At 52.6% G+C, this 20,005-nt stretch carries 19 protein-coding genes; 11 read left to right on the top strand and 8 right to left on the bottom strand.

The features are described from left to right. Nucleotide 1 precedes the first annotated feature (1 nt). Complete coding sequence (locus FRIGORI9N_RS03280) at nt 2-982, bottom strand: rhodanese-related sulfurtransferase (RefSeq protein WP_159568457.1); 981 nt, start codon at nt 980-982, stop codon at nt 2-4. A 167-nt stretch (nt 983-1,149) separates the two neighbouring features. Between FRIGORI9N_RS03280 and FRIGORI9N_RS03275 the strand changes: the two genes are divergently transcribed. After that, nucleotides 1,150-2,445: a hemolysin family protein gene (locus FRIGORI9N_RS03275; protein ID WP_159568456.1), complete on the top strand. Its 1,296-nt coding sequence runs from the start codon at nt 1,150-1,152 to the stop codon at nt 2,443-2,445. An 18-nt stretch (nt 2,446-2,463) separates the two neighbouring features. On the opposite strand, the gene ispH is transcribed toward FRIGORI9N_RS03275, so the two are convergent. Together ispH and FRIGORI9N_RS03265 are read right to left on the bottom strand one after the other, a co-directional pair. Then, nucleotides 2,464-3,393: a 4-hydroxy-3-methylbut-2-enyl diphosphate reductase gene (gene ispH, locus FRIGORI9N_RS03270; protein WP_159568455.1), complete on the bottom strand. Its 930-nt coding sequence runs from the start codon at nt 3,391-3,393 to the stop codon at nt 2,464-2,466. 7 nt (nt 3,394-3,400) lie between these two features. Continuing rightward, nucleotides 3,401-3,865 (bottom strand): peptidylprolyl isomerase, encoded by a 465-nt coding sequence (locus tag FRIGORI9N_RS03265; protein WP_159568454.1) that lies wholly within the window; start codon nt 3,863-3,865, stop codon nt 3,401-3,403. A gap of 182 nt (nt 3,866-4,047) precedes the next feature. Between FRIGORI9N_RS03265 and gloA the strand changes: the two genes are divergently transcribed. The 4 genes from gloA (at nt 4,048) to rpmG (ending at nt 5,895) form a co-directional block, all read left to right on the top strand. Continuing rightward, a complete protein-coding gene (gloA, locus tag FRIGORI9N_RS03260) occupies nt 4,048-4,587 on the top strand; it encodes a lactoylglutathione lyase (RefSeq protein WP_159568453.1) in 540 nt (179 codons plus the stop codon). A 73-nt stretch (nt 4,588-4,660) separates the two neighbouring features. After that, the gene (gene radC, locus FRIGORI9N_RS03255) at nt 4,661-5,344 is read left to right on the top strand and encodes a DNA repair protein RadC (RefSeq protein WP_159568452.1); all 684 of its coding nucleotides are present in this window, start codon (nt 4,661-4,663) and stop codon (nt 5,342-5,344) included. A gap of 136 nt (nt 5,345-5,480) precedes the next feature. Further along, the gene (gene rpmB, locus FRIGORI9N_RS03250; RefSeq protein WP_008253404.1) at nt 5,481-5,714 is read left to right on the top strand and encodes a 50S ribosomal protein L28; all 234 of its coding nucleotides are present in this window, start codon (nt 5,481-5,483) and stop codon (nt 5,712-5,714) included. A 13-nt stretch (nt 5,715-5,727) separates the two neighbouring features. After that, nucleotides 5,728-5,895 (top strand): 50S ribosomal protein L33, encoded by a 168-nt coding sequence (gene rpmG, locus FRIGORI9N_RS03245; protein ID WP_008253405.1) that lies wholly within the window; start codon nt 5,728-5,730, stop codon nt 5,893-5,895. Between the two features lie 603 nt (nt 5,896-6,498). On the opposite strand, the gene FRIGORI9N_RS03240 is transcribed toward rpmG, so the two are convergent. The 3 genes from FRIGORI9N_RS03240 to purN form a co-directional block, all read right to left on the bottom strand. Then, nucleotides 6,499-7,692: a fatty acid desaturase gene (locus FRIGORI9N_RS03240; protein WP_159568451.1), complete on the bottom strand. Its 1,194-nt coding sequence runs from the start codon at nt 7,690-7,692 to the stop codon at nt 6,499-6,501. A gap of 132 nt (nt 7,693-7,824) precedes the next feature. After that, entirely contained in the window at nt 7,825-9,171 is a 1,347-nt protein-coding gene (locus FRIGORI9N_RS03235; protein WP_159568450.1) for an RsmB/NOP family class I SAM-dependent RNA methyltransferase, read from the bottom strand. A 17-nt stretch (nt 9,172-9,188) separates the two neighbouring features. After that, nucleotides 9,189-9,830: a phosphoribosylglycinamide formyltransferase gene (gene purN / locus FRIGORI9N_RS03230; RefSeq protein ID WP_159568449.1), complete on the bottom strand. Its 642-nt coding sequence runs from the start codon at nt 9,828-9,830 to the stop codon at nt 9,189-9,191. Nucleotides 9,831-9,934: 104 nt separating this feature from the next. Here purN and FRIGORI9N_RS03225 point away from each other — a divergent pair, with 104 nt between their 5' ends. From FRIGORI9N_RS03225 to FRIGORI9N_RS03200, 6 genes are read left to right on the top strand one after another with little or no spacing between them, the layout of a single operon-like run. Further along, a complete protein-coding gene (locus tag FRIGORI9N_RS03225) occupies nt 9,935-10,891 on the top strand; it encodes a bifunctional riboflavin kinase/FAD synthetase (RefSeq protein ID WP_159568448.1) in 957 nt (318 codons plus the stop codon). A 6-nt stretch (nt 10,892-10,897) separates the two neighbouring features. After that, nucleotides 10,898-13,693, top strand: coding sequence for an isoleucine--tRNA ligase (gene ileS / locus FRIGORI9N_RS03220; RefSeq protein WP_159568447.1), 2,796 nt, complete (start codon nt 10,898-10,900; stop codon nt 13,691-13,693). Nucleotides 13,694-13,697: 4 nt separating this feature from the next. Continuing rightward, nucleotides 13,698-14,240: a signal peptidase II gene (gene lspA / locus FRIGORI9N_RS03215; protein ID WP_159569595.1), complete on the top strand. Its 543-nt coding sequence runs from the start codon at nt 13,698-13,700 to the stop codon at nt 14,238-14,240. A 12-nt stretch (nt 14,241-14,252) separates the two neighbouring features. Then, the gene (coaBC, locus tag FRIGORI9N_RS03210; protein WP_159568446.1) at nt 14,253-15,500 is read left to right on the top strand and encodes a bifunctional phosphopantothenoylcysteine decarboxylase/phosphopantothenate--cysteine ligase CoaBC; all 1,248 of its coding nucleotides are present in this window, start codon (nt 14,253-14,255) and stop codon (nt 15,498-15,500) included. A gap of 13 nt (nt 15,501-15,513) precedes the next feature. Continuing rightward, entirely contained in the window at nt 15,514-15,966 is a 453-nt protein-coding gene (dut, locus tag FRIGORI9N_RS03205) for a dUTP diphosphatase (RefSeq protein WP_371717146.1), read from the top strand. 56 nt (nt 15,967-16,022) lie between these two features. Then, nucleotides 16,023-17,174 (top strand): diguanylate cyclase, encoded by a 1,152-nt coding sequence (locus FRIGORI9N_RS03200; RefSeq protein ID WP_159568445.1) that lies wholly within the window; start codon nt 16,023-16,025, stop codon nt 17,172-17,174. Nucleotides 17,175-17,267: 93 nt separating this feature from the next. Here FRIGORI9N_RS03200 and clpA read toward each other — a convergent pair whose 3' ends face one another. Both clpA and clpS read right to left on the bottom strand, forming a co-directional pair. After that, nucleotides 17,268-19,592, bottom strand: coding sequence for an ATP-dependent Clp protease ATP-binding subunit ClpA (gene clpA, locus FRIGORI9N_RS03195; RefSeq protein ID WP_159568444.1), 2,325 nt, complete (start codon nt 19,590-19,592; stop codon nt 17,268-17,270). Then, a complete protein-coding gene (gene clpS, locus FRIGORI9N_RS03190) occupies nt 19,589-19,897 on the bottom strand; it encodes an ATP-dependent Clp protease adapter ClpS (RefSeq protein ID WP_159568443.1) in 309 nt (102 codons plus the stop codon). The genes clpA and clpS overlap by 4 nt, the downstream gene beginning before the upstream one ends. Nucleotides 19,898-20,005 lie beyond the last annotated feature (108 nt).

Below are 20,005 nucleotides of genomic sequence, written 5' to 3'. Positions count from 1 at the left end.
TTTACTCCGCATGCGCTTCTTTGGGTGGCATCTTGCGGCCAATGTGCTTTTCATTGCGCATTTTAGCCAGTTGAATCTGCTTCTGGCGCTCGCCAAAACGCTGCTTCTGATCATCCGTCAATGAATCGTAGCAATGCGGGCAACCCACACCCTGAATGTACTTCTCGCTTTGCTTTTCTTCATCGGTAATTGGCATGCGGCATGCGTGGCAAAGGTCGTAGTGCCCCACCTGCAAACCATGGGTAACCGACACACGCTGGTCAAACACAAAGCACTCGCCTTTCCACAAGCTTTGTTCTTCAGGAATTTCTTCCAGGTATTTCAAAATGCCGCCTTCAAGGTGGTAAACCTCTTCGAAACCCTGCTCCAGCATGTAGGCCGTGGACTTTTCGCAGCGAATGCCACCGGTGCAAAACATCGCAATTTTCTTCGGACGCTTGTCAGCGGGCAGGCTTTTCAAATTCTTCTCCACCCATTCCGGAAATTCTCGAAATGTGGTGGTTGCTGGGTCTACCGCACCTTCAAAGGTACCAATTGCATACTCGTAGTTGTTGCGCGTGTCGATCACCAAGGTATCCGGGTCTTGAATCAAGGCGTTCCAGTCCGAAGGCTTCACGTAGCGCCCCACCAAACGCTTGGGGTCAATGCCGTCTTTGCCCATGGTCACGATTTCACGCTTCAGCTTCACTTTCATGCGTGTAAAGGCCTGCTCGGGCGCAATCGAATACTTGGGCGCCAAGTCCGCAAACCGGGCATCGCTCCACAAATAATTCATCAGCGCCACAAGGCCTGCGCGCGGGGCGCTCACTGTGCCGTTGATGCCCTCTTTGGCCAGCAGCAAGGTGCCCAGCACGTCGTTATCAGTGCACACCGTTTCAAGCGCTGGCTTGATGTCTTCGAAATCGGGCAGGCTGACAAACTTGTACAAAGCTGCAACCACGATTTGGTCGGATTGTGGAATAGAGGATTCGCTCATGGACATGGCAATACTTTCAAAAAAATCATCTGACAAAACAACTTAGCCCGTTATTGTAACCGAGCCCCCGGTTTTACCCAATCAAGCAAAAAGCCAAAGCGACACGGGCTTTGGTAAACTGGCAAACACGGCCGCACAACGCGGCAGCAACACCTACAACAAGAACACACATCATGAATGCCTTCTGGATTTTGGTCCTTTTGATTTTGGTTTCCGGCTTTTTTGCCCTCTCGGAAATGGCGCTGGCCTCTAGCCGCCGGTCCAAGCTGCAAACCATGGCCGACGCAGGCAACCCAAAAGCACGCATTGCCTTGCAAATTATGGACAACCCCAGTCGCCTGCTGGCCGCCACACAAACCGGTATCACTGCAGCCGCATTACTCATGGGTATTTATGGCGAATCCGCCCTAACAGCCACCTTTCAGCATTTCATTGACCAGTACTTCCCGACACTGACCGATTGGGCCGATGCCATTTCTTTCACAGTCACCATCGCCTTGGTCACCGGCTTCTCGATCATTTTTGGTGAAATTGTTCCCAAACGGCTGGCCATTGCCAACCCGGAAAAAGTAGCCGCCTTTTGCGCACCCTTCATGTCAGCGTTTCTGAAAGTACTCAGCCCGGCCATTGCGCTGTTGTCCAAAGGCTCCGATCTGGTACTCAGCTTTATTCCCTTCAAGGCTGCTCCCGCAGTCAGCACCATCGAGGAAATTCAGGCATTTCTGGATGAAGGTGCAAAAACCGGCATGCTGGCCCCGGAAGAACGCCATTTGATGAGCAATGTGCTGCGCCTTGAAGACCGGCGGTTGGCCTCGGTCATGACCCCGGTCAGCGACATTGCCTACATTGATTTGCATGCACCGCGTGAAGACAACCTGCGGTTGTTGCGAGAAGCCCCCCACTCCATGCTGCCGATTTGCAAAGGCAGTTTGCAGCAAGTCATTGGCGTGGCCGAAAGCCACGACATTCTTCAGGCCGCCATGGAAGGCGACATCGACTTTGCAGAAATACCCCTGCAAAACGCCTTGTTCGTACCCGCCTCACTCACACTGGTTGATTTGCTACGCACCTTCCGGCAACAGAAAAACACCTTCGCATTTGTGGTGAGCGAATTCGGCATGACCGAAGGCATTGTGACCATCGACGATGTGTTGTCTAGCGTGGTGGGCGACATGATGCCGATGATGGACACCCCCGAAGAAGCACTGGCAGTGAAGCGCGAAGATGGTTCGTGGCTGCTGGACGGCCTGCTGCCCATCGACGAAATGAAAATCAAACTGGGTATTCGCGACCTGCCCCAAGAAGACTTGGGCAACTTTCACACCGTGGGCGGGTTCGTGTTGGCCTCACTTGGGCGCATACCCAAGAAGACCGAGAAATTCGACTGGAACGACTGGCGATTTGAAGTGGTCGACGTAGACCGCAACAGGGTGGACCAGGTGTTGGCCACCCCGAAAACTCCGGGCTGATTAATCAAACCTTGGGGTTCAAACCCGCGGATTCAAACCTTTCGGCATGGGGAAAGCAATATTTTCTTCCACGCCTTCCAGATTGCGCACTGACAAAGCGCCCCACTCCTTCAGGCGCTTCACCACACCTTGAACCAGGTGCTCGGGCGCAGAAGCACCCGCAGTCAAACCAATGTGCTTTACACCCTCGAACCAGGTTTGCTCAAGGCTGTCTGCGTTTTCAATCAACTTGGCAGGCACACCCAACTTCTCGGCCACTTCACGCAAACGGTTGGAATTCGAGCTGCTGGGGCTACCCACCACCAACACCAACTGCACCTGGCGCGCCATGAACTTCACCGCATCCTGCCGGTTTTGGGTTGCATAACAAATATCGGCTTTTTTGGGCTCCCGAATGTCTGGAAATTTGGCTTTCAGCGCTGCGATTACTTTGGACGCATCGTCCACACTCAATGTGGTTTGGGTCACAAACGCCAGCGGTGTGCCTGCAGCAATGGCAAGCCGGGCGACGTCCTCTTCGGTTTCAACCAGGTAAATACCGTCGTTGACCTGCCCCATGGTGCCTTCCACCTCAGGGTGGCCCTCGTGACCAATCATGATGATTTCACAACCCTGAGCACGCATTTTGCTCACTTCCACATGCACCTTGGTGACCAGCGGGCAAGTGGCATCAAACACCTTCAATCCCAGGCTTTCAGCCTGGCTGCGCACGTCTTGCGACACGCCATGGGCAGAAAACACCACGGTGGAACCTGTGGGGACATCTTCAAGTTCATCGACAAAAATTGCACCCTTGCCACGCAAATCCTCGACCACAGTTTTGTTGTGAACAATTTCATGCTTCACATAAATCGGCGAGCCAAACTGCTGCAGCGCGCGTTCCACAATTTCAATGGCGCGGTCAACACCCGCGCAAAAACCACGTGGTTGGGCCAGGCTAATTTCCATACTCACCTCACAGCACCCCGATCAACTGCACTTCGAATGTCAGCGCCTTGCCGGCCAGGGGGTGGTTAAAGTCAAACAAAATATCGTCTTCACGCTCCTCCACCACCGTGCCTGCAAACTGGCCACCATCGGGGGCAGGAAAATGCACAAATTCGCCCGGCTCAAACTTTGTCCCTTCCTCTGCGTACTTGGACAACAAGGCTTTGCTCACCGGGCGATACAAATCGGGATTGGTGTCGCCATAACCGCTGCCAGCAGGCAAGGTAAATATGTCACGTTGACCTGCCTGCATGCCAAACAGGCAACGCTCCAACCCCTCGGCCAACTGGCCAGCGCCAATGCTCAAGGTCGCGGGTTTGTCCTCAAAAGTGGACACAATTACCTGCTGGCTCTCAGCCAGGCGAATACGGTAATGCAAGGTCACGAATGAAGATTCATTCACCACGGGCTTGGGCTGTACTGCATCAGTCATTTCAACATCCTGAAATCATTTCAAAAACGCCTCTATTCTACGCCTTTGAAAGCGCTCAAGCAGTCATAGACTGGCGCGAATGGTTCGAGTTCGTCCTCACATTGTGGTAATAACATGAAGGTAAAACTTAAATATCCGAATTTAAAAATGCATTGAAGAACGAACAAAGGAGTTTAAACGCCATGGCATTTAACACAGAGAACCACCCTGGGGCGTGTGCAAAAGTACCCGATGCCACCCAAGGTTTCGTTTTGAACCACAGCATGTTGCGTGTGAAAGACCCCGCGGTTTCGCTTGATTTTTACACCCGGGTCTTGGGCATGCGAGTGCTTCGAAAACTCGATTTCCCGGAAATGAAGTTTTCCCTTTATTTTTTAGCCCGAATCGATGAGCAAGACGAAGTGCCCGAAGAAGAAGGCCAGCGAACAGCCTGGACATTCAGCCAGCGAGGCATTCTGGAGTTAACTCACAACTGGGGCACCGAGAACGACCCCGAGTTCAAATATCACGATGGGAATCAGCAACCACAAGGATTTGGACACATTTGTTTTTCGGTCCCCGATCTGGCAGCAGCAGTGCGCTGGTTTGACGAGAACGAGGTCAACTATGTGAAGCGCCCTGATCAAGGCAAGATGAAAAATGTCGCATTCATCAAAGACCCAGATGGCTACTGGATCGAGATCGTGCAACCTTCGTTGCTTCACGCCTTGGGAAAATCCTGAATTAAAATTCAGTCGCACAGTGTGAACTTGCCCTTCCTGAAAGCCACTCAATGGCTTTCAGGTTCAATTCCCGATGAGTATTCAAAGCTGGCCCAAACACGATCGTCCTCGCGAGCGGCTTATCAAACAAGGGGCACAGGCTCTCTCCGACGCGGAACTTCTGGCAATTTTTTTGCGCACCGGCCTGCCAGGTAAAAGCGCCGTCGATCTGGCTCGCGAAATGATCACGCAGTTCGGTGGCTTACAAAACCTGAATCGCGTTTCGCTGGCAGAATGGGTTCAAATTCGCGGCCTTGGCGAAGCCAAATATGCGCAACTTCGTGCCTGCCTTGAAATGGCGAAACGCTGCCTGAATCATGAATTGCGCGAGACACCCAACTCGCTGGGCACACCAGACCAGTTTGAACAATTTGTGCGGGCTCAAATCGGCCTAAGCGACGTTGAAAACTTTTTGGTCATTGCCCTGGACAGCCAACTCAAAGTGCTTGACCACAAAATACTGTCGAGTGGTACTGTCAACAAAACAGCTGTTTTTCCGCGTGAAGTTCTTAAATTCGCCATACAAACCAATGCGCCGCGTCTCATGATCGCCCACAATCACCCCAGCGACTGCTGTACGCCGAGCAACTCGGATGATCGCCTGACACGCGAGCTTTCCGCCGCTTTGGCCCTTGTTGATATAGACTTGGTGGACCATTTGGTTGTCGGTCCCACCTGTGGGTATTCCTACAGACTCAACAATCGTCCACCTTTTTGATTTTTTCCGCAAAAAAGGCTGGGCAAAGCAATCGTAATTGGTTACAATCTTGGACTTCGCCGCAAATCCATGGCTTTTCAATTTATGCCGTGTGGTTTTGCAGATACACTAATTTGCTGAATTTTTTGGGGTCATCATGGCTCGCGTATGTCAAGTAACGGGTAAGCGCCCGATGGTTGGAAACAAAGTTTCCCATGCCAACAACAAAACAAAACGTCGTTTCCTGCCTAACTTGCAGTCACGCAAGTTCTGGGTTGAAAGCGAAAACCGCTGGGTTCGCCTGCGTCTAACTAATAACGCCCTGCGCACTATCGACAAAAACGGCATTGATGCCGTTCTGGCCGATCTTCGTGCACGTGGCGAAATCTAAGCAGGAGTAAATCATGGCTAAAGGTGGTCGCGAAAAAATCAAACTCGAATCTTCCGCTGGTACTGGTCACTTCTATACAACGACCAAGAACAAGCGCACGAAGCCCGAGAAAATTGAAATCATGAAATACGATCCAGTGGTTCGTAAGCATGTGTCATACAAAGAAACCAAGTTGAAGTAACTCAACCTACTTCGCTGTTTCTACAGAAACCCGCTACTGAAATTCAGAGCGGGTTTTTTGTTGCCAACTTCCGCCCCTGCAAGATCGTTTGAGGCATTTGCAAAGTCGCATGCCCTCCTCCGCCTGAAAGTCTGTATTTCCCTTTTTGAAATTCACACTGACTCACCGAGTTCGGCAAAACAGATGGCCGAACCTCGGTGTCGGCCTGCAGCCGAACTTGACGCATGAATTCAAACGGGCAGACTTTCTTTAAGGCGGAATGACGGCAAAGCGAACTTCGCAATTGCTTGCGGCTTCGGCGCAGCGCACATCACCGTTTTTCTCCGGCGCAAGTTGGCATCCTGCGCGGAAGGTTTGGGTGCTGCATCGACTTGCCGGATTTGAAAGGCTTCCCGGTTGATTCGCAGCGCGGGGCGATTGCGCAAGCAATCGATGCGAAGACGCTTTGGCGTTTCGCATGCCCCAAGCCAGAATCATTGAACCGGTAAAGAAGCCTTGCATAGGCAAGATGATGTAGCACCCAAAACGATCACAGCGCTGATGCCAAAACAAAAAAGCCGCTGATTCTCACCAGCGGCTTTCACAAATCAAACAACTTCCAAATTACGCTGCGTAGCGACGAATCCGGATCGACATGTCTTCCAGCCAGCGAATACCGCTTTGCTCAGCACGCTCACACCAGGCTTGCAACTGAACCAACATTTGCTCACGGCTCAAGTTGGTTTTCTCCCAAATCTGGCGAAGCTCTGCGCGCATTTCAACCAAAGTGTTGATCATCTTGGATTGAGCGCACAGCTGGGCCAATTCGGCACGCTGCACATCGCACAGCTTGCTCTCGTCGATCGACAACAGCTTGGTGCCCTTGGACAACACCTTACGCTCTTGTGCATTGGCTGCTTTTTGCTTCAATGCAGCCACTTCCGAACGGAAAGCCTTGCGCATGGAACTGGCATAACGCGCCATCACATCGTAGCGGTGATTCACAACTGCCTGAACAGTGACCAAACTAAGCACCGGCTTGCTTTCAGAAGAAAACTTGGGTGACTCAGCCACTTTTTTCACCTTGGCCAGGCCAAGGAAGCTGAAAATCTTGATGTACATCCAGCCAATGTCGAACTCGTACCACTTGTTGCTCAACTTGGCTGAAGTGGCGTGCGTGTGGTGGTTGTTGTGCAACTCTTCACCACCGATCAGGATACCGAAGGGTGAAATATTGCGGCTTGCGTCAGGGCAATCGAAATTGCGGTAACCCCAATAGTGACCAATGCCGTTGATAACGCCAGCGGCCAGCACAGGGATCCACAACATTTGAATCGCCCAAATACTTACACCAGGAAAACCAAACAGGATAAAACTGAGCACCAAGGTAAAGCCCACGCCTTGCCACGGGAAACGCTCGTACACCTGAAACTCCAAAAAGTCGCTCGGTGTACCGTGGCTGTATTTGGCCAGGGTTTCAGTGTTCTTGGATTCACTACGGTATAGCTCGGCACCGCGCCAGAATACAGTTTTCAAGCCACGGGTTTGCGGGCTGTGGGGGTCATCGGGTGTTTCGCACTTGGCGTGGTGCTTGCGGTGAATGGCCGCCCATGCGCGGGTGCTCATGCCGGTGGTCAACCACAACCAGGCGCGGAAAAAATGCGCCAGAGCTGGGTGCACTTCCAAGGCACGGTGGGCCTGGCAACGATGCAGGTACACGGTTACCGCCACAATGGTGATGTGGGTCACGATCAGGGTGTAAATCACCATTTGGCCAATGCTGGCACCGGTAATACCCGAGGTCAAAAATTCAATCATATTCACTAACTCTCAACAGGTCGTATTTCAAAGGTTACGGCCATCTCAATTTGCTTCTGAAGGAGCCGCATCATATTTTCAGTGTACAAGTGTACTTTTAAAGTCGGAACAGATTTGGAATTTATATTCAGTTCAGGCTTTGGACCGTTGTAACACTGCTGCAAAGAAGCCGTCAGATTCTCCATCCTCTGGCCACAATCGAAGCATGTCGTCAGTCGTGTTCGCCTTGACAGGCCGTTCTCCAGGGTTCAACACTTCAGTCCAGCGGCGAAGCCGGAATTCCGGATGACTTTCCAGGAACGCATTGACAATGTCTTCGTTCTCATCGCGAAGTACACTGCATGTGATGTAAACAAGCCGACCATCGGGCTTTACCAATTTGGCTGCATGCTCGATGATGGATTTTTGCTTCGCGGTCAATTCTGCCAGACTCTGCAAGTTCTGTCTAAACTTAAGATCCGGGTTACGCCGTAAGGTTCCCATGCCGCTGCAAGGCACATCGGTGACCACACGGTCTGCCTTGCCAAAATACTTGTTCAGTCGCGGGTCAGCTTCGTCGTTGATGACCATGGTGTAAAAGTTGCTCAATCCAGAGCGTGCCGCGCGGGGCTTGAACTTCACCAAACGCTTCTCTGAAGTATCCAGCGCAACAATACGGCCAGTATTTTTCATTTGCGCACCAATGGCCAGGGTTTTACCGCCAGCACCTGCGCAAAAATCAACCACCAAATCGCCGCGGCGCGGGGCCACAAGGCGGCTAACCCACTGGCTGCCAGCGTCTTGCACCTCGAAATAACCCTCTTGGAACACTTCCGTTTTGCCCACGATAGGCTTGCCCACAGCGCGCAAACCTTCCGGCAAACCTTCAATCGGGTTCACTTGAATACCCATATTGGTCAATGCCGCCAGCAAATCGGTGGTGCTGGCCTTCACAGTATTCACGCGCAAATCCAGTGGAGCAGCACTCAACACTGCCTGCGAGAACGACTCCGCCCTGTCCTGCCCGAATTGCTCAGCCAGCTTGGTGTAAAACCACTCAGGCAAACAGGTGCGGGCTTCAACACCCAGGTCATCGGCTGAAATATTGATGACTCGGCTTAGCCACTCATTGTCGGCTTGCTTGCCGGCCGACCAGATTTGCTCAGGCGCGCCCGACCACAACAAGGCCAGCTTGGCTTGGCGAACCACAGAAGGACCCTCGCCCGACTGTGCCAAGTGGTTAATTCTGTAGCGATAGCGCAACCAGCAGTACACAGCCTCCGCCACCATGGGGCGATCTCGCCCACCCAGCTCGGGATGGTCTTTGAAAAACCGGGAGATTGCCGCGTCTGCCGGGCCTTCGAACTGGGCCAGCAAATCAATCAACTGGGCCACGGTGCTAACCAGGCCATAACGCGATTGGGCGCCCTGGCGCTCTACCTTGGTTTCGCGCCGTTTAACTGGCTTTCGAAATGGGGTGTTTTTAGTGGAGCCGACCATATACTTGTATTTCCTGATTATTGAATTGCGTGGACCAGGGCTGTGGCCAAAGTGCCATGCAGTTTCCCGTCCACCATTTTAATTTGCCCGCTGGCCAAAGCTGCCAGTGCACGGGGGTAAATTTGATGCTCCAGTGCCAATACGCGAGTCGCCAGGCTTTCTGCCGTGTCTTCGGGCATCACCTGCAACAGTGCTTGGTCCACAATGGGGCCGTGATCGAGTTCAGGTGTGACCAAATGAACTGTGACACCATGGACCCGTACACCTGCGTCCAATGCTTGCTGGTGAGTTTTCAGGCCAGGGAACGCGGGAAGCAACGAAGGATGAATGTTGACCAAGCGCCCCAAATAACGATTCACAAAACCTGCTGTTAACACCCGCATGAACCCTGCCAACACCACCCAGTCCGGCTGATACTGATCGATCAAACCAGCCAATGCTGCATCAAAGACTTCTCGGCTTTCGTATTCGGTGTGATCAAGAACGGCCGTGTCGAGCCCCGCCGATTGCGCCAAAGCCAAGCCAGCCGCGGCTGGGCGGTTGGAAATGACTGCTCGAATTTGGTAGGCCCCGGTCTGTTTGGCGTGATCGATCAGGGCATTCAAGTTTGAACCTCGCCCCGAGATCAAAATGACGACGGAAGGTGTGGAATTTTGCATGGCGCGAGTTTATCACTGTGCGGGCGAAAAAGCCCTATTTTTCACCATTCAGGCCTTATAATGACCGGTTGTTTTGCAACCACTAAAGAGCCGACACACTCGGTATGAAAATCATTCGCCGCCCCCGGCCACACACATTTGCCAAGGGCACTGCGCTCACCATTGGAAACTTCGACGGCGTTCACTCCGGCCATGCCGAGTTGTTCCGCCGTGTGGTGTCCGCCGCACACGCGCAAGGTTTGGTGCCCACCGTGGTGACTTTGCACCCGCACCCGAAAGAATTTTTCAATCCGGCTTTCAAACTTGACCGCATTTCAACACTTCGAGACCGAATCATTGAAATGAAGCGTTGTGGTATTGAACAAGTGTGCATTTTGCCCTTCGACAAACACATGGCCAGCTTAAGCCCCGAGGCCTTTGTTCAGGAAGTGCTGCTGAAGCAATTGAATGCCAAACAGGTTTGGGTCGGCGACGACTTCCGGTTTGGTGCCAAGCGGGCGGGCGATTTCACCATGCTGAAAGGCTTGGGCGACTCCCTGGGCTTCACAGTCAACGACCTTGCCGAAGTTCAAAACAATGGCAGCCGTGTTTCCAGCTCCAATATTCGCGAAGCCCTGAAGGCTGGAGACATCGCAAAAGCCACACACATGCTCGGGCACCCTCTGGTTTACTCCGGGCACATTGTTCACGGCAAAAAACTGGGGCGTACGCTGGGCTTTCCCACCATGAACCTGCGTATTGCAGGGCGGGCCAGTGCCCTTACCGGTATTTTGGCGGTGTGGGTGCATGGTCTGGAAGAACACCCACTGCCCGCCGTAGCCAGCATGGGAGTGCGCCCCACTGTTGAACAATCCGATCAAATTTTGCTGGAAACATTCATTCCAGACTGGCAAGGCAATGCCTACGGCAAGTTGCTGCGCCTCGAGGTGTTGGCGCACATTCGCCCAGAGCAACACTTCGATTCACTCGATACGATGGTTGAGCAAATGCACAAAGACACGACACAAGCCATGACTTTGCTGGCCGCCAACCAACCCCAGATTTCAAATACAGGCTGTTAACCCGACATGGATTACAAGAACACACTGAACCTGCCCGACACCCCCTTCCCCATGCGCGGCAACCTGCCGGCAAGGGAACCGAACTGGGTTGAACAATGGTGCAAGGAAGACCTGTACAAGGTGATTCGCCAGTCCAAGGCTGGCAAGCCAAAGTTTGTACTGCACGATGGCCCACCCTATGCCAACGGCGATATTCACATTGGCCACGCTGTCAATAAAATCCTGAAAGACATCATCGTGAAATGCCGTTGCCTGGCCGGTTACGACGCACGTTACGTACCGGGCTGGGACTGCCACGGTATGCCGATTGAAATTCAAATCGAAAAAACCCACGGCAAAGGCAAGCCCACACTGGAAGTACAAGAGAAAAGCCGCGCCTACGCCACTGAGCAAATTGAACGGCAGAAAAAGGACTTCATTCGCCTGGGCGTCCTGGCCGACTGGGAGAACCCTTACAAAACCATGAATTTTGGCAACGAGGCGGATGAACTTCGCGCCCTGGGCAAGATCATGGAAAAAGGTTACGTGTTCCGCGGCCTGAAACCTGTGAACTGGTGTTTCGATTGCGGCTCTGCCCTGGCTGAAGCCGAGGTGGAATACAAAGACAAACAGGACATCGCAGTCGATGTGGGGTTCGCTTTCAACGCAGAGAACCTCGACAAACTTGCAGCCGCTTTCAATGTGCCACTGGCCACCCTGCAAGCCAAACCTGGGCAGTTAGTGATCTGGACCACAACCCCCTGGACCCTGCCTGCCAACCAGGCGCTGAACATGCACCCGGAATTGGTGTACAGCCTGGTGGATGTGGGTAGCAAGTATTTGTTGCTGGCGCAAGAACGTGTGAAGCCCTGCCTTGAAAGCTATGAACTGGAAGGTTCTGAGATTGCCACCGCTTCAGGTGCCAAGCTTGAAGGCGTTGCTTTTCATCATCCCTTCTACGATCGCCTAAGCCCGGTGTATTTGGCTGACTATGTGAGCACCGATGCAGGTACCGGCATTGTGCATTGCTCGCCCGCCTATGGCGTAGACGACTTCTTGACCAGCAAAGCTTATGGTCTGAAAGACGCCGACATCATCAACCCAGTCATGGGCAATGGTGTGTACGCTGACTCCCTGCCCTTCTTTGGTGGGCTGCACATCTGGAAAGCCAACCCGCTGATCGTCGAGAAAATGATCGAAGTGGGATCGCTCATCAAACAGGTGAAGTTCGGCCACAGCTACATGCATTGCTGGCGTCACAAAACCCCCATCATTTATCGAGCCACTTCGCAATGGTTTGCCGGCATGGACGTGCATTCCAATGATGGCAGCGGCAGCCTGCGGGAAAAAGCACTTGCGGGCGTTGAAGCCACCGAATTTTTCCCGGCCTGGGGCAAAGCTCGCCTGCATGCCATGATTGCCAACCGGCCCGATTGGACCCTCTCGCGTCAACGCCAGTGGGGTGTACCCATGGCTTTTCTGGTGCATCGCGAAACCGGTGAATTACACCCACGCACACCCGAGCTGATCGAGACCATTGCCCAACTCATTGAGAAACAAGGCATTGAAGCCTGGCAACACCTGTCTGTTGAAGACTTGATCGGTGAGCAAGCAAAGGACTACATCAAGAACCCCGACACACTGGATGTGTGGTTCGACTCGGGCACAACGCACGAAACGGTGTTGCGTGGCAGCCATGCCGATGAAAGTCACTTTCCCGCCGACCTGTACCTTGAAGGCTCCGACCAACACCGTGGCTGGTTCCATTCTTCACTGCTGACCAGTTGCATGATCAACGGCGTACCACCTTACAAAGCCCTGCTCACCCACGGTTTTGTGGTCGATGGCCAGGGTCGCAAAATGAGCAAATCGGTGGGCAATGTGATTGCGCCCCAACAGGTGTCCGACAAAATGGGCGCTGAAATTTTGCGCCTGTGGGTGGCCAGCACTGATTACTCTGGCGAACTGACTATTTCAGATGAAATTTTGAAACGGGTGGTTGAAAGCTATCGACGCATTCGCAACACCCTGCGTTTTTTGTTGGCCAATATTTCTGATTTCGACTTCGCCACTGAAGCAGTTCCCACCGAAGAACTGGCCGAAGTGGATCAATACGCACTCACGCTGCTCGCGAAATTGCAAAGCGAATGCGAAGCGCATTACACGAAGTACGAGTTCCACCCCATTGTCAGCAAGCTTCAAATTTTCTGTTCCGAGGATTTGGGCGCGTTTTACCTGGACGTGTTGAAAGACCGCCTGTACACCACTGGCGGGAATTCCAAGGCACGTCGCAGCGCGCAAACCGCGCTGTATCACATTACACATTCGCTACTACGCCTCATGGCGCCTATTCTCAGCTTCACAGCCGAAGAGGCTCGTGAAGTGATGGGTAATGTGGAGCCATCCATTTTCTGCAATGAGTTTTACAAAGTACCCGGCGTGGACAACGCTGATGAACTTGGTACCAAATGGGCCGAATTGCTGGCACTGCGTGCGCGTGTGGTCAAAGAACTGGAAAACCTGCGCACCGATGGCAAAATTGGTTCGTCCCTGCAGGGCACCGCAACGCTTCATTTGCCAGCCAACCTTTACAAAGCTGCAGCAAGCCTGGGCGATGACCTGAAATTCCTGTTCATTGTTTCCAAAATTGAAATTGTTCAAGCCGCTGAGGAGAAAATTGAAGTGGGTATTGCCGAAGGTGAAAAGTGCGAGCGTTGCTGGCATGTGCGACCCGACACGGGTACCGACCCCGAACACCCTGGCATCTGTGGCCGCTGTGTAAGCAACCTGTTTGGTGAAGGCGAGGTGCGCAACCATGTCTAAACCCATGCCAAGAAAACCAGCCAGGGCAACCACTGCTTTGAAACCACCCAAAAAATCCATTCTTCCCTGGATCGGCTTTTCATTGCTGCTTATTTTGATCGATCAAATCAGTAAACTTTGGGTTCAATCACGCCTTGATTTGGGCGCCGTAGTTGAAATCACAAGTTTTTTCAATTTGGTCTACGTGCTTAATCCGGGTGCTGCATTCAGCTTTCTGGCTGACCAGGCGGGCTGGCAAAAGCACTTTCTATCGGCTGTGGCAGTCATCGCGTCCATCGTCATTCTGTTCATGATGCGCTCCTCCAGCCATCGCAAATTCGCGATGTTCTGCCTGGCCTGTATTTTGGGCGGAGCGATCGGCAATTTGATTGACCGTGTTGCACACGGTGCGGTCATCGACTTTCTCGATTTTTATGTCGGCAATTACCACTGGCCTGCGTTCAACGTGGCCGACATTGCAATTACCATAGGTGCAATCGGCTTGATCATTGATGAGCTGTTCTTTAACAAAGAACACAAAGCCGCCAAACCCGAAAAAAGCGAATAAGGTTTTCAGCCCATGCGCCCAATCGAATTGCCACAGCTTCCCGGTTTAAACCAACTGCGTGTGGTGTTGGGCGTGTGTGGCGGCATTGCGGCCTACAAGTCTGCTGAGCTGGTTCGCCTGCTTGTCAAACAAGGCTGCTCAGTTCAAGTGGTCATGACTGAATCGGCAACCCGGTTTATTGCCCCACTCACCTTTCAGGCGCTCTCTGGTAAAACAGTACACGTGTCGCAATGGCCGTTAGAACACAACGATCAACTGAGCGCCGACCGTGGCATGCCGCACATCGACATCAGCCGCAATGCCGATTTCTTGTTGATCGCACCCTGCACTGCCAATTCCATGGCCAAATACGCACACGGCTTTGCCGACAATCTGCTGGATAACCTGGTATTGGCCCGCAACTGCCCAATGGCCATTGCGCCTGCCATGAACGTGGAAATGTGGAACAACCCAGCCACCCAGCGCAATGTAAACCAGTTAAAACGTGATGGCGTGCATGTATTTGGTCCTGCAGCGGGCGAACAAGCCTGCGGCGAGGTGGGTAGCGGCCGCATGCTGGAACCCTTTGAAGTGGTGCTTGAGCTGGCCCGTGCAGTCAACCCCAAACCACTGGCAGGCAAAAAAGTGTTGTTAACTGCTGGACCCACATTCGAAGCCATCGACCCGGTGCGCGGCATCACCAATCGCTCTAGCGGAAAAATGGGATACGCCCTTGCACAGTCTGCCTGGTTCATGGGTGCTGAAGTCAATTTGGTAAGCGGCCCCACCGCCCTGCCCGCACCCTATGGCGTGCGCATGTTGTCTGTTCAATCGGCCAAACAGATGCATGCCGCTGTGTTCAGCCAAATTGAGCAAAGCGACCTGTTTGTTGGTGTAGCGGCAGTGGCCGATTATGGTGTTAAAAATCCAAGCACGCACAAGCAGAAAAAACAGAATGATCAGCCCGCTGGCTTGCACATGGAATTCGAACTGAACCCGGACATACTTGCAGAAGTGGGTGCGTTCGCCGGTACAAGCAAAAAGCCGCTGACAGTGGTCGGCTTTGCCGCCGAGACAGAAAATCTCGATGAATACGCAAGTCGCAAGCTGGACAGCAAAAAAGCGCAATTCATTGTCGGCAATCTGGCGCAACATGCCTTGGGCGCGGATCACACCGAGCTGACTATTTACAGCAAGAAACTCAAGCCTGAACACTTGGGTAGCATGAACAAGCTTGAAGCTGCACAAACCCTATTGACCTTCATTTCCAAATATTCCTGAACCTACACACTCCATGAAAATTCAAGTTGAACTGAAAGTTCTCGACCCACGCATGCAAGATCAACTGCCCGCCTACGGCACACCTGGCAGCGCGGGTATCGACCTGCGTGCCTGCCTGGGCGAAGCACTAACCTTACAACCAGGGCAGGCCGAACTCGTGCCCACAGGGCTTTCCATGTACATTGGCGACCCCAATTACTGCGCCACCATTCTGCCTCGTTCCGGTTTAGGACATAAAAAAGGTTTGGTACTCGGTAACCTCGTGGGTCTGATCGATTCCGACTACCAGGGTCCGCTCATGGTCTCGGCCTGGAACCGCAGCCTGGTGCCAGTGACCATTGAACCCATGGAACGAATTGCCCAACTGGTCATACTGCCAGTTGCACATGCTGACTTCAAAGTGGTCAGCGACTTTACGCCCAGCGAACGCGGAGAAGGTGGATTCGGCAGTACCGGAACACGCTAGGGAACCTACCCACAAAGTTTTGCCACTGAGTGTCATTGTGAATCATTAGGAAAACAATGGACTCAGGGGGCAGCGGACCAAGCGCAACCACAGGCCGCACATGGTGGGTTCATGCAATCAAACACCTGCGCCCCTGTTCAGAAAAAACCATCCGCTATTTTTGGTTGATACTCTGCGCCATTCTGGCCGCAGTTGCCTTGTTCAATTACAGCCAGGCGCATCAAATTCAAGGTGAACTGGCCCAAAGAAGACTTCTTGAAATTTCATTGCAGGATCTGATCGTACAAAGCACTGCCTTGCATCATCTTGGCAATCAGCACACCTATGAAACAAAACTTGGCCTGGAAACACGTGGATATAGTTCGCCCCAGGAATTACTGAATCAACTTGCCGCCAGATTGGCAGTGATCGAGGCCATTAACCCCCACAGCGGCTTGACGGTGTCAGCTTCCAGCCTTCGAGAACACCTGATCGTTATGGACCAGCAACTTGCCCGGCTTGGCCGACCCGACCCCAAACGCATCGAGCTTTGGTTAATTGAGCTTGGGGTATTCAATGCCACCTTGAAAAACGATGCCAAGGTAGCCGACGACAAGGTCAATCAATTACAACGCAACAACTTGATACTGACACTCATCGTATTGCTTCATTCCGTGAGTTTTGTCAGCCTGACACTGTGGCGCCAATCAAAATTGCGCAAGCGTTTCGCAATTGAACTGCTTCACCTCAGCAACCAGGCTCGCACCGATCCACTCACAGGTCTGCTCAATCGCAGGGGCTGGCAAGACCTTAGCAGCGCATACCTGCGAAAAATGCAAAGGGAAAATCAACTGCAAGGCAGCGTGACCATTATCGATATCGATTACTTCAAGCAATACAACGACACCTTTGGTCACGAAGCCGGAGATATACGGCTTCGCGAATTTGCTGAAACATTGAGAAGCAATTTCAGACCTGTCGACCTGATTGCCCGCGTTGGAGGCGAGGAATTCGCAGTGCTGCTACCCAACTGCACTGCCGACGACACACAAAGAATTGTCGATAGAATCCGCTTGAACGGGAATTGCACGGTCGGGTTTTCAGCCGGTATTTGCAATATTGCGCACCTGGACAGCATTGACCGCACAATGGCTGAAGCTGATCAGGCACTGTACCAAGCCAAAAACAAGGGAAGAAATCGCAGTTGCCTGGGGAAGGTGAGCAGTTAGCACCTACAAACACGCAGCCGCAAAAGAAAATGCCTGAGTAGACCCCCACAAGGGCACTCAGGCATGCTGTTGGGTCAGCTGTTTAGGTGTGTGTTAGTCCACCGCCACTTCGGTGCCACTTTCAGACTCTTGGCCCGATGAGCCTTCGTCAAAAGTCAGCGACACTTGGTCGTTTTCTTCATCGTGGTCCACAGTCACCTTGCCACCGTTCACTAACTTGCCAAACAACAGTTCGTCGGCCAAAGCTTTTCGAATGGTGTCCTGGATCAAGCGCTGCATTGGGCGAGCACCCATCAACGGGTCGAAACCCTTTTTGGCCAGGTGTGTGCGCAACTCATCGGTGAATACAGCGTCCACTTTCTTCTGGTGCAATTGTTCTTCAAGCTCCATCAAGAACTTGTCGACCACACGAAGAATAATTTCTTCATCGAGCGCACGGAAGGAAATCACTGAATCAAGACGATTTCGGAATTCCGGGCTGAACATGCGCTTGATGTCTTCCATCTCGTCGCCCTGCACCTTCGATTCCATGAAGCCAATACCGCGCTTGGTCAAAGCCTCCGCCCCCGCATTGGTGGTCATGATAATGATCACGTTACGGAAGTCGGCTTTGCGGCCGTTGTTGTCGGTCAGCGTGCCGTTGTCCATCACCTGAAGCAGAATGTTGAACACGTCCGGGTGGGCCTTTTCGATTTCATCAAGCAGCAACACGCAATGTGGCTTCTTGGTAATGGCCTCGGTCAGCAAACCGCCCTGATCAAAACCAACATAACCGGGAGGCGCACCAATCAGGCGTGATACGGCGTGGCGTTCCATGTATTCCGACATGTCAAAACGCAGCATCTCGATACCAAGGACAAATGCCAACTGCTTGGCCACCTCGGTTTTGCCCACACCTGTGGGGCCGCTGAACAGGAATGAACCAATTGGCTTGTCGGCCTTGCCCAAACCGGCACGCGACATTTTGATCGCGTTGGCCAGCGCATCAATGGCTGGATCCTGACCAAACACAGTGGCTTTCAGGTCGCGATCAAGCGTGGCCAGCTTGTTCCGGTCGTCGGTGTTGACCGACTGAGGCGGAATGCGGGCGATTTTCGACACGATATCCTCAATGTCGCCTTTGGTAATTGTTTTACGTTGTTTGCTTTTCGGCAAAATACGTTGAGCCGCACCGGCTTCATCGATCACGTCAATGGCCTTGTCGGGCAAATGGCGATCGTTGATGAATTTGGCAGACAATTCTGCAGCGGCAGAAATCGCAGCGCTGGAGTACTTCACGCCATGGTGGTCTTCAAAGCGACTTTTCAGGCCACGCAGAATTTCAATGGTTTGCTCCACGGTGGGCTCAGACACATCAATTTTCTGGAAGCGGCGTGACAGCGCGTGGTCTTTCTCGAAAATGCCACGGTACTCGGTGAAGGTGGTCGCACCGATGCACTTCAACTGACCTGACGACAAAGCAGGCTTTAGCAGGTTAGATGCGTCCAGCGTGCCGCCCGAAGCCGAGCCTGCGCCGATCAAAGTGTGAATTTCATCGATGAACAACACCGAATCCGGATTGGCTTTGAGCTGCTTCAATACTGCTTTCAAGCGCTGTTCAAAATCACCGCGGTATTTGGTACCCGCCAGCAGTGCTCCCATGTCCAGCGAATGCACTTGGGCACTGCTCAAGATCTCGGGTACATCACCCTGCACGATTCTCCATGCCAGGCCTTCAGCAATCGCGGTTTTACCCACACCAGCTTCGCCCACCAACAGCGGGTTGTTCTTGCGGCGGCGACACAGCACCTGAATGACGCGCTCAACTTCCTGCTCACGACCAATCAGGGGATCAATTTTTCCTTCCTTGGCCAAGGCATTCAGATTCTGCGTGTACTGATCCAAAGGCGACTGCTTGTCACCCACGGTTTGCGCAGTCTCCGCTTCCTGTTCCGGATTCTCGTTTTGAGCATTTTCGGGCTTCGGTGCGGGTGTCTGTGGTGTTTTGGTAATGCCATGGGAAATGTAATTCACCACATCCAAACGCGTAATGCCTTGCTGGTGCAAGTAGTACACGGCGTGGGAATCCTTTTCACCGAAAATTGCAACCAGTACGTTGGCGCCGGTCACTTCCTTCTTGCCATTCGAGGTGCTTTGAACATGCATGATGGCACGCTGAATAACGCGCTGGAACCCAAGTGTTGGCTGGGTGTCCACTTCATCCTGACCTGTCACCACAGGGGTGTTGTCCTTGATGAAGTTTTGCAGGTTCTTGCGAATTTCCTCAACATCAGCGGAGCAGGAACGAAGCACCTCTGCTGCGGACGGATTGTCCAGCAAGGCCAATAACAGGTGCTCTACTGTGATGAATTCATGCTTTTGCTGACGTGCGTCAACAAATGCCATGTGCAAACTTACTTCCAATTCTTGCGCAATCATGTTTCCTCCATCACGCACTGCAGCGGGTGTTGATGCTGCTTTGCGAAACCGCATACCATTTCGACTTTTGTCGAGGCGATGTCCTTGGGATATACCCCACAGACCCCTTTGCCTTCTCGATGCACTTTCAGCATGATCTGGGTGGCCTGTTCCCTTCCCTTTCCAAAAAACTTCTGCAAAACAATCACGACGAACTCCATGGGGGTGTAGTCATCGTTCAAGAGCACGACTTGATACATCGGGGGCAGCTTCGCTTTTTGCGCCTGCGACTCTACGACTGTTGTTGGACTGTTTTGCGAACTCATAACTTCATTGTAATCACTTCTAAGGGGCACGCAACAAGGATTAGAGAGCAATACACTGCCTTTATTGAAGGCTAGAAAATTTTCCTGAAAATTCAATCAGCAACACGT

The sequence above is a fragment of the Limnobacter sp. 130 genome, from assembly GCF_902506325.1.
Classification (GTDB): Bacteria; Pseudomonadota; Gammaproteobacteria; order Burkholderiales; family Burkholderiaceae_B; genus Limnobacter.
This window is presented reverse-complemented; position numbering and strand designations above follow the sequence as displayed.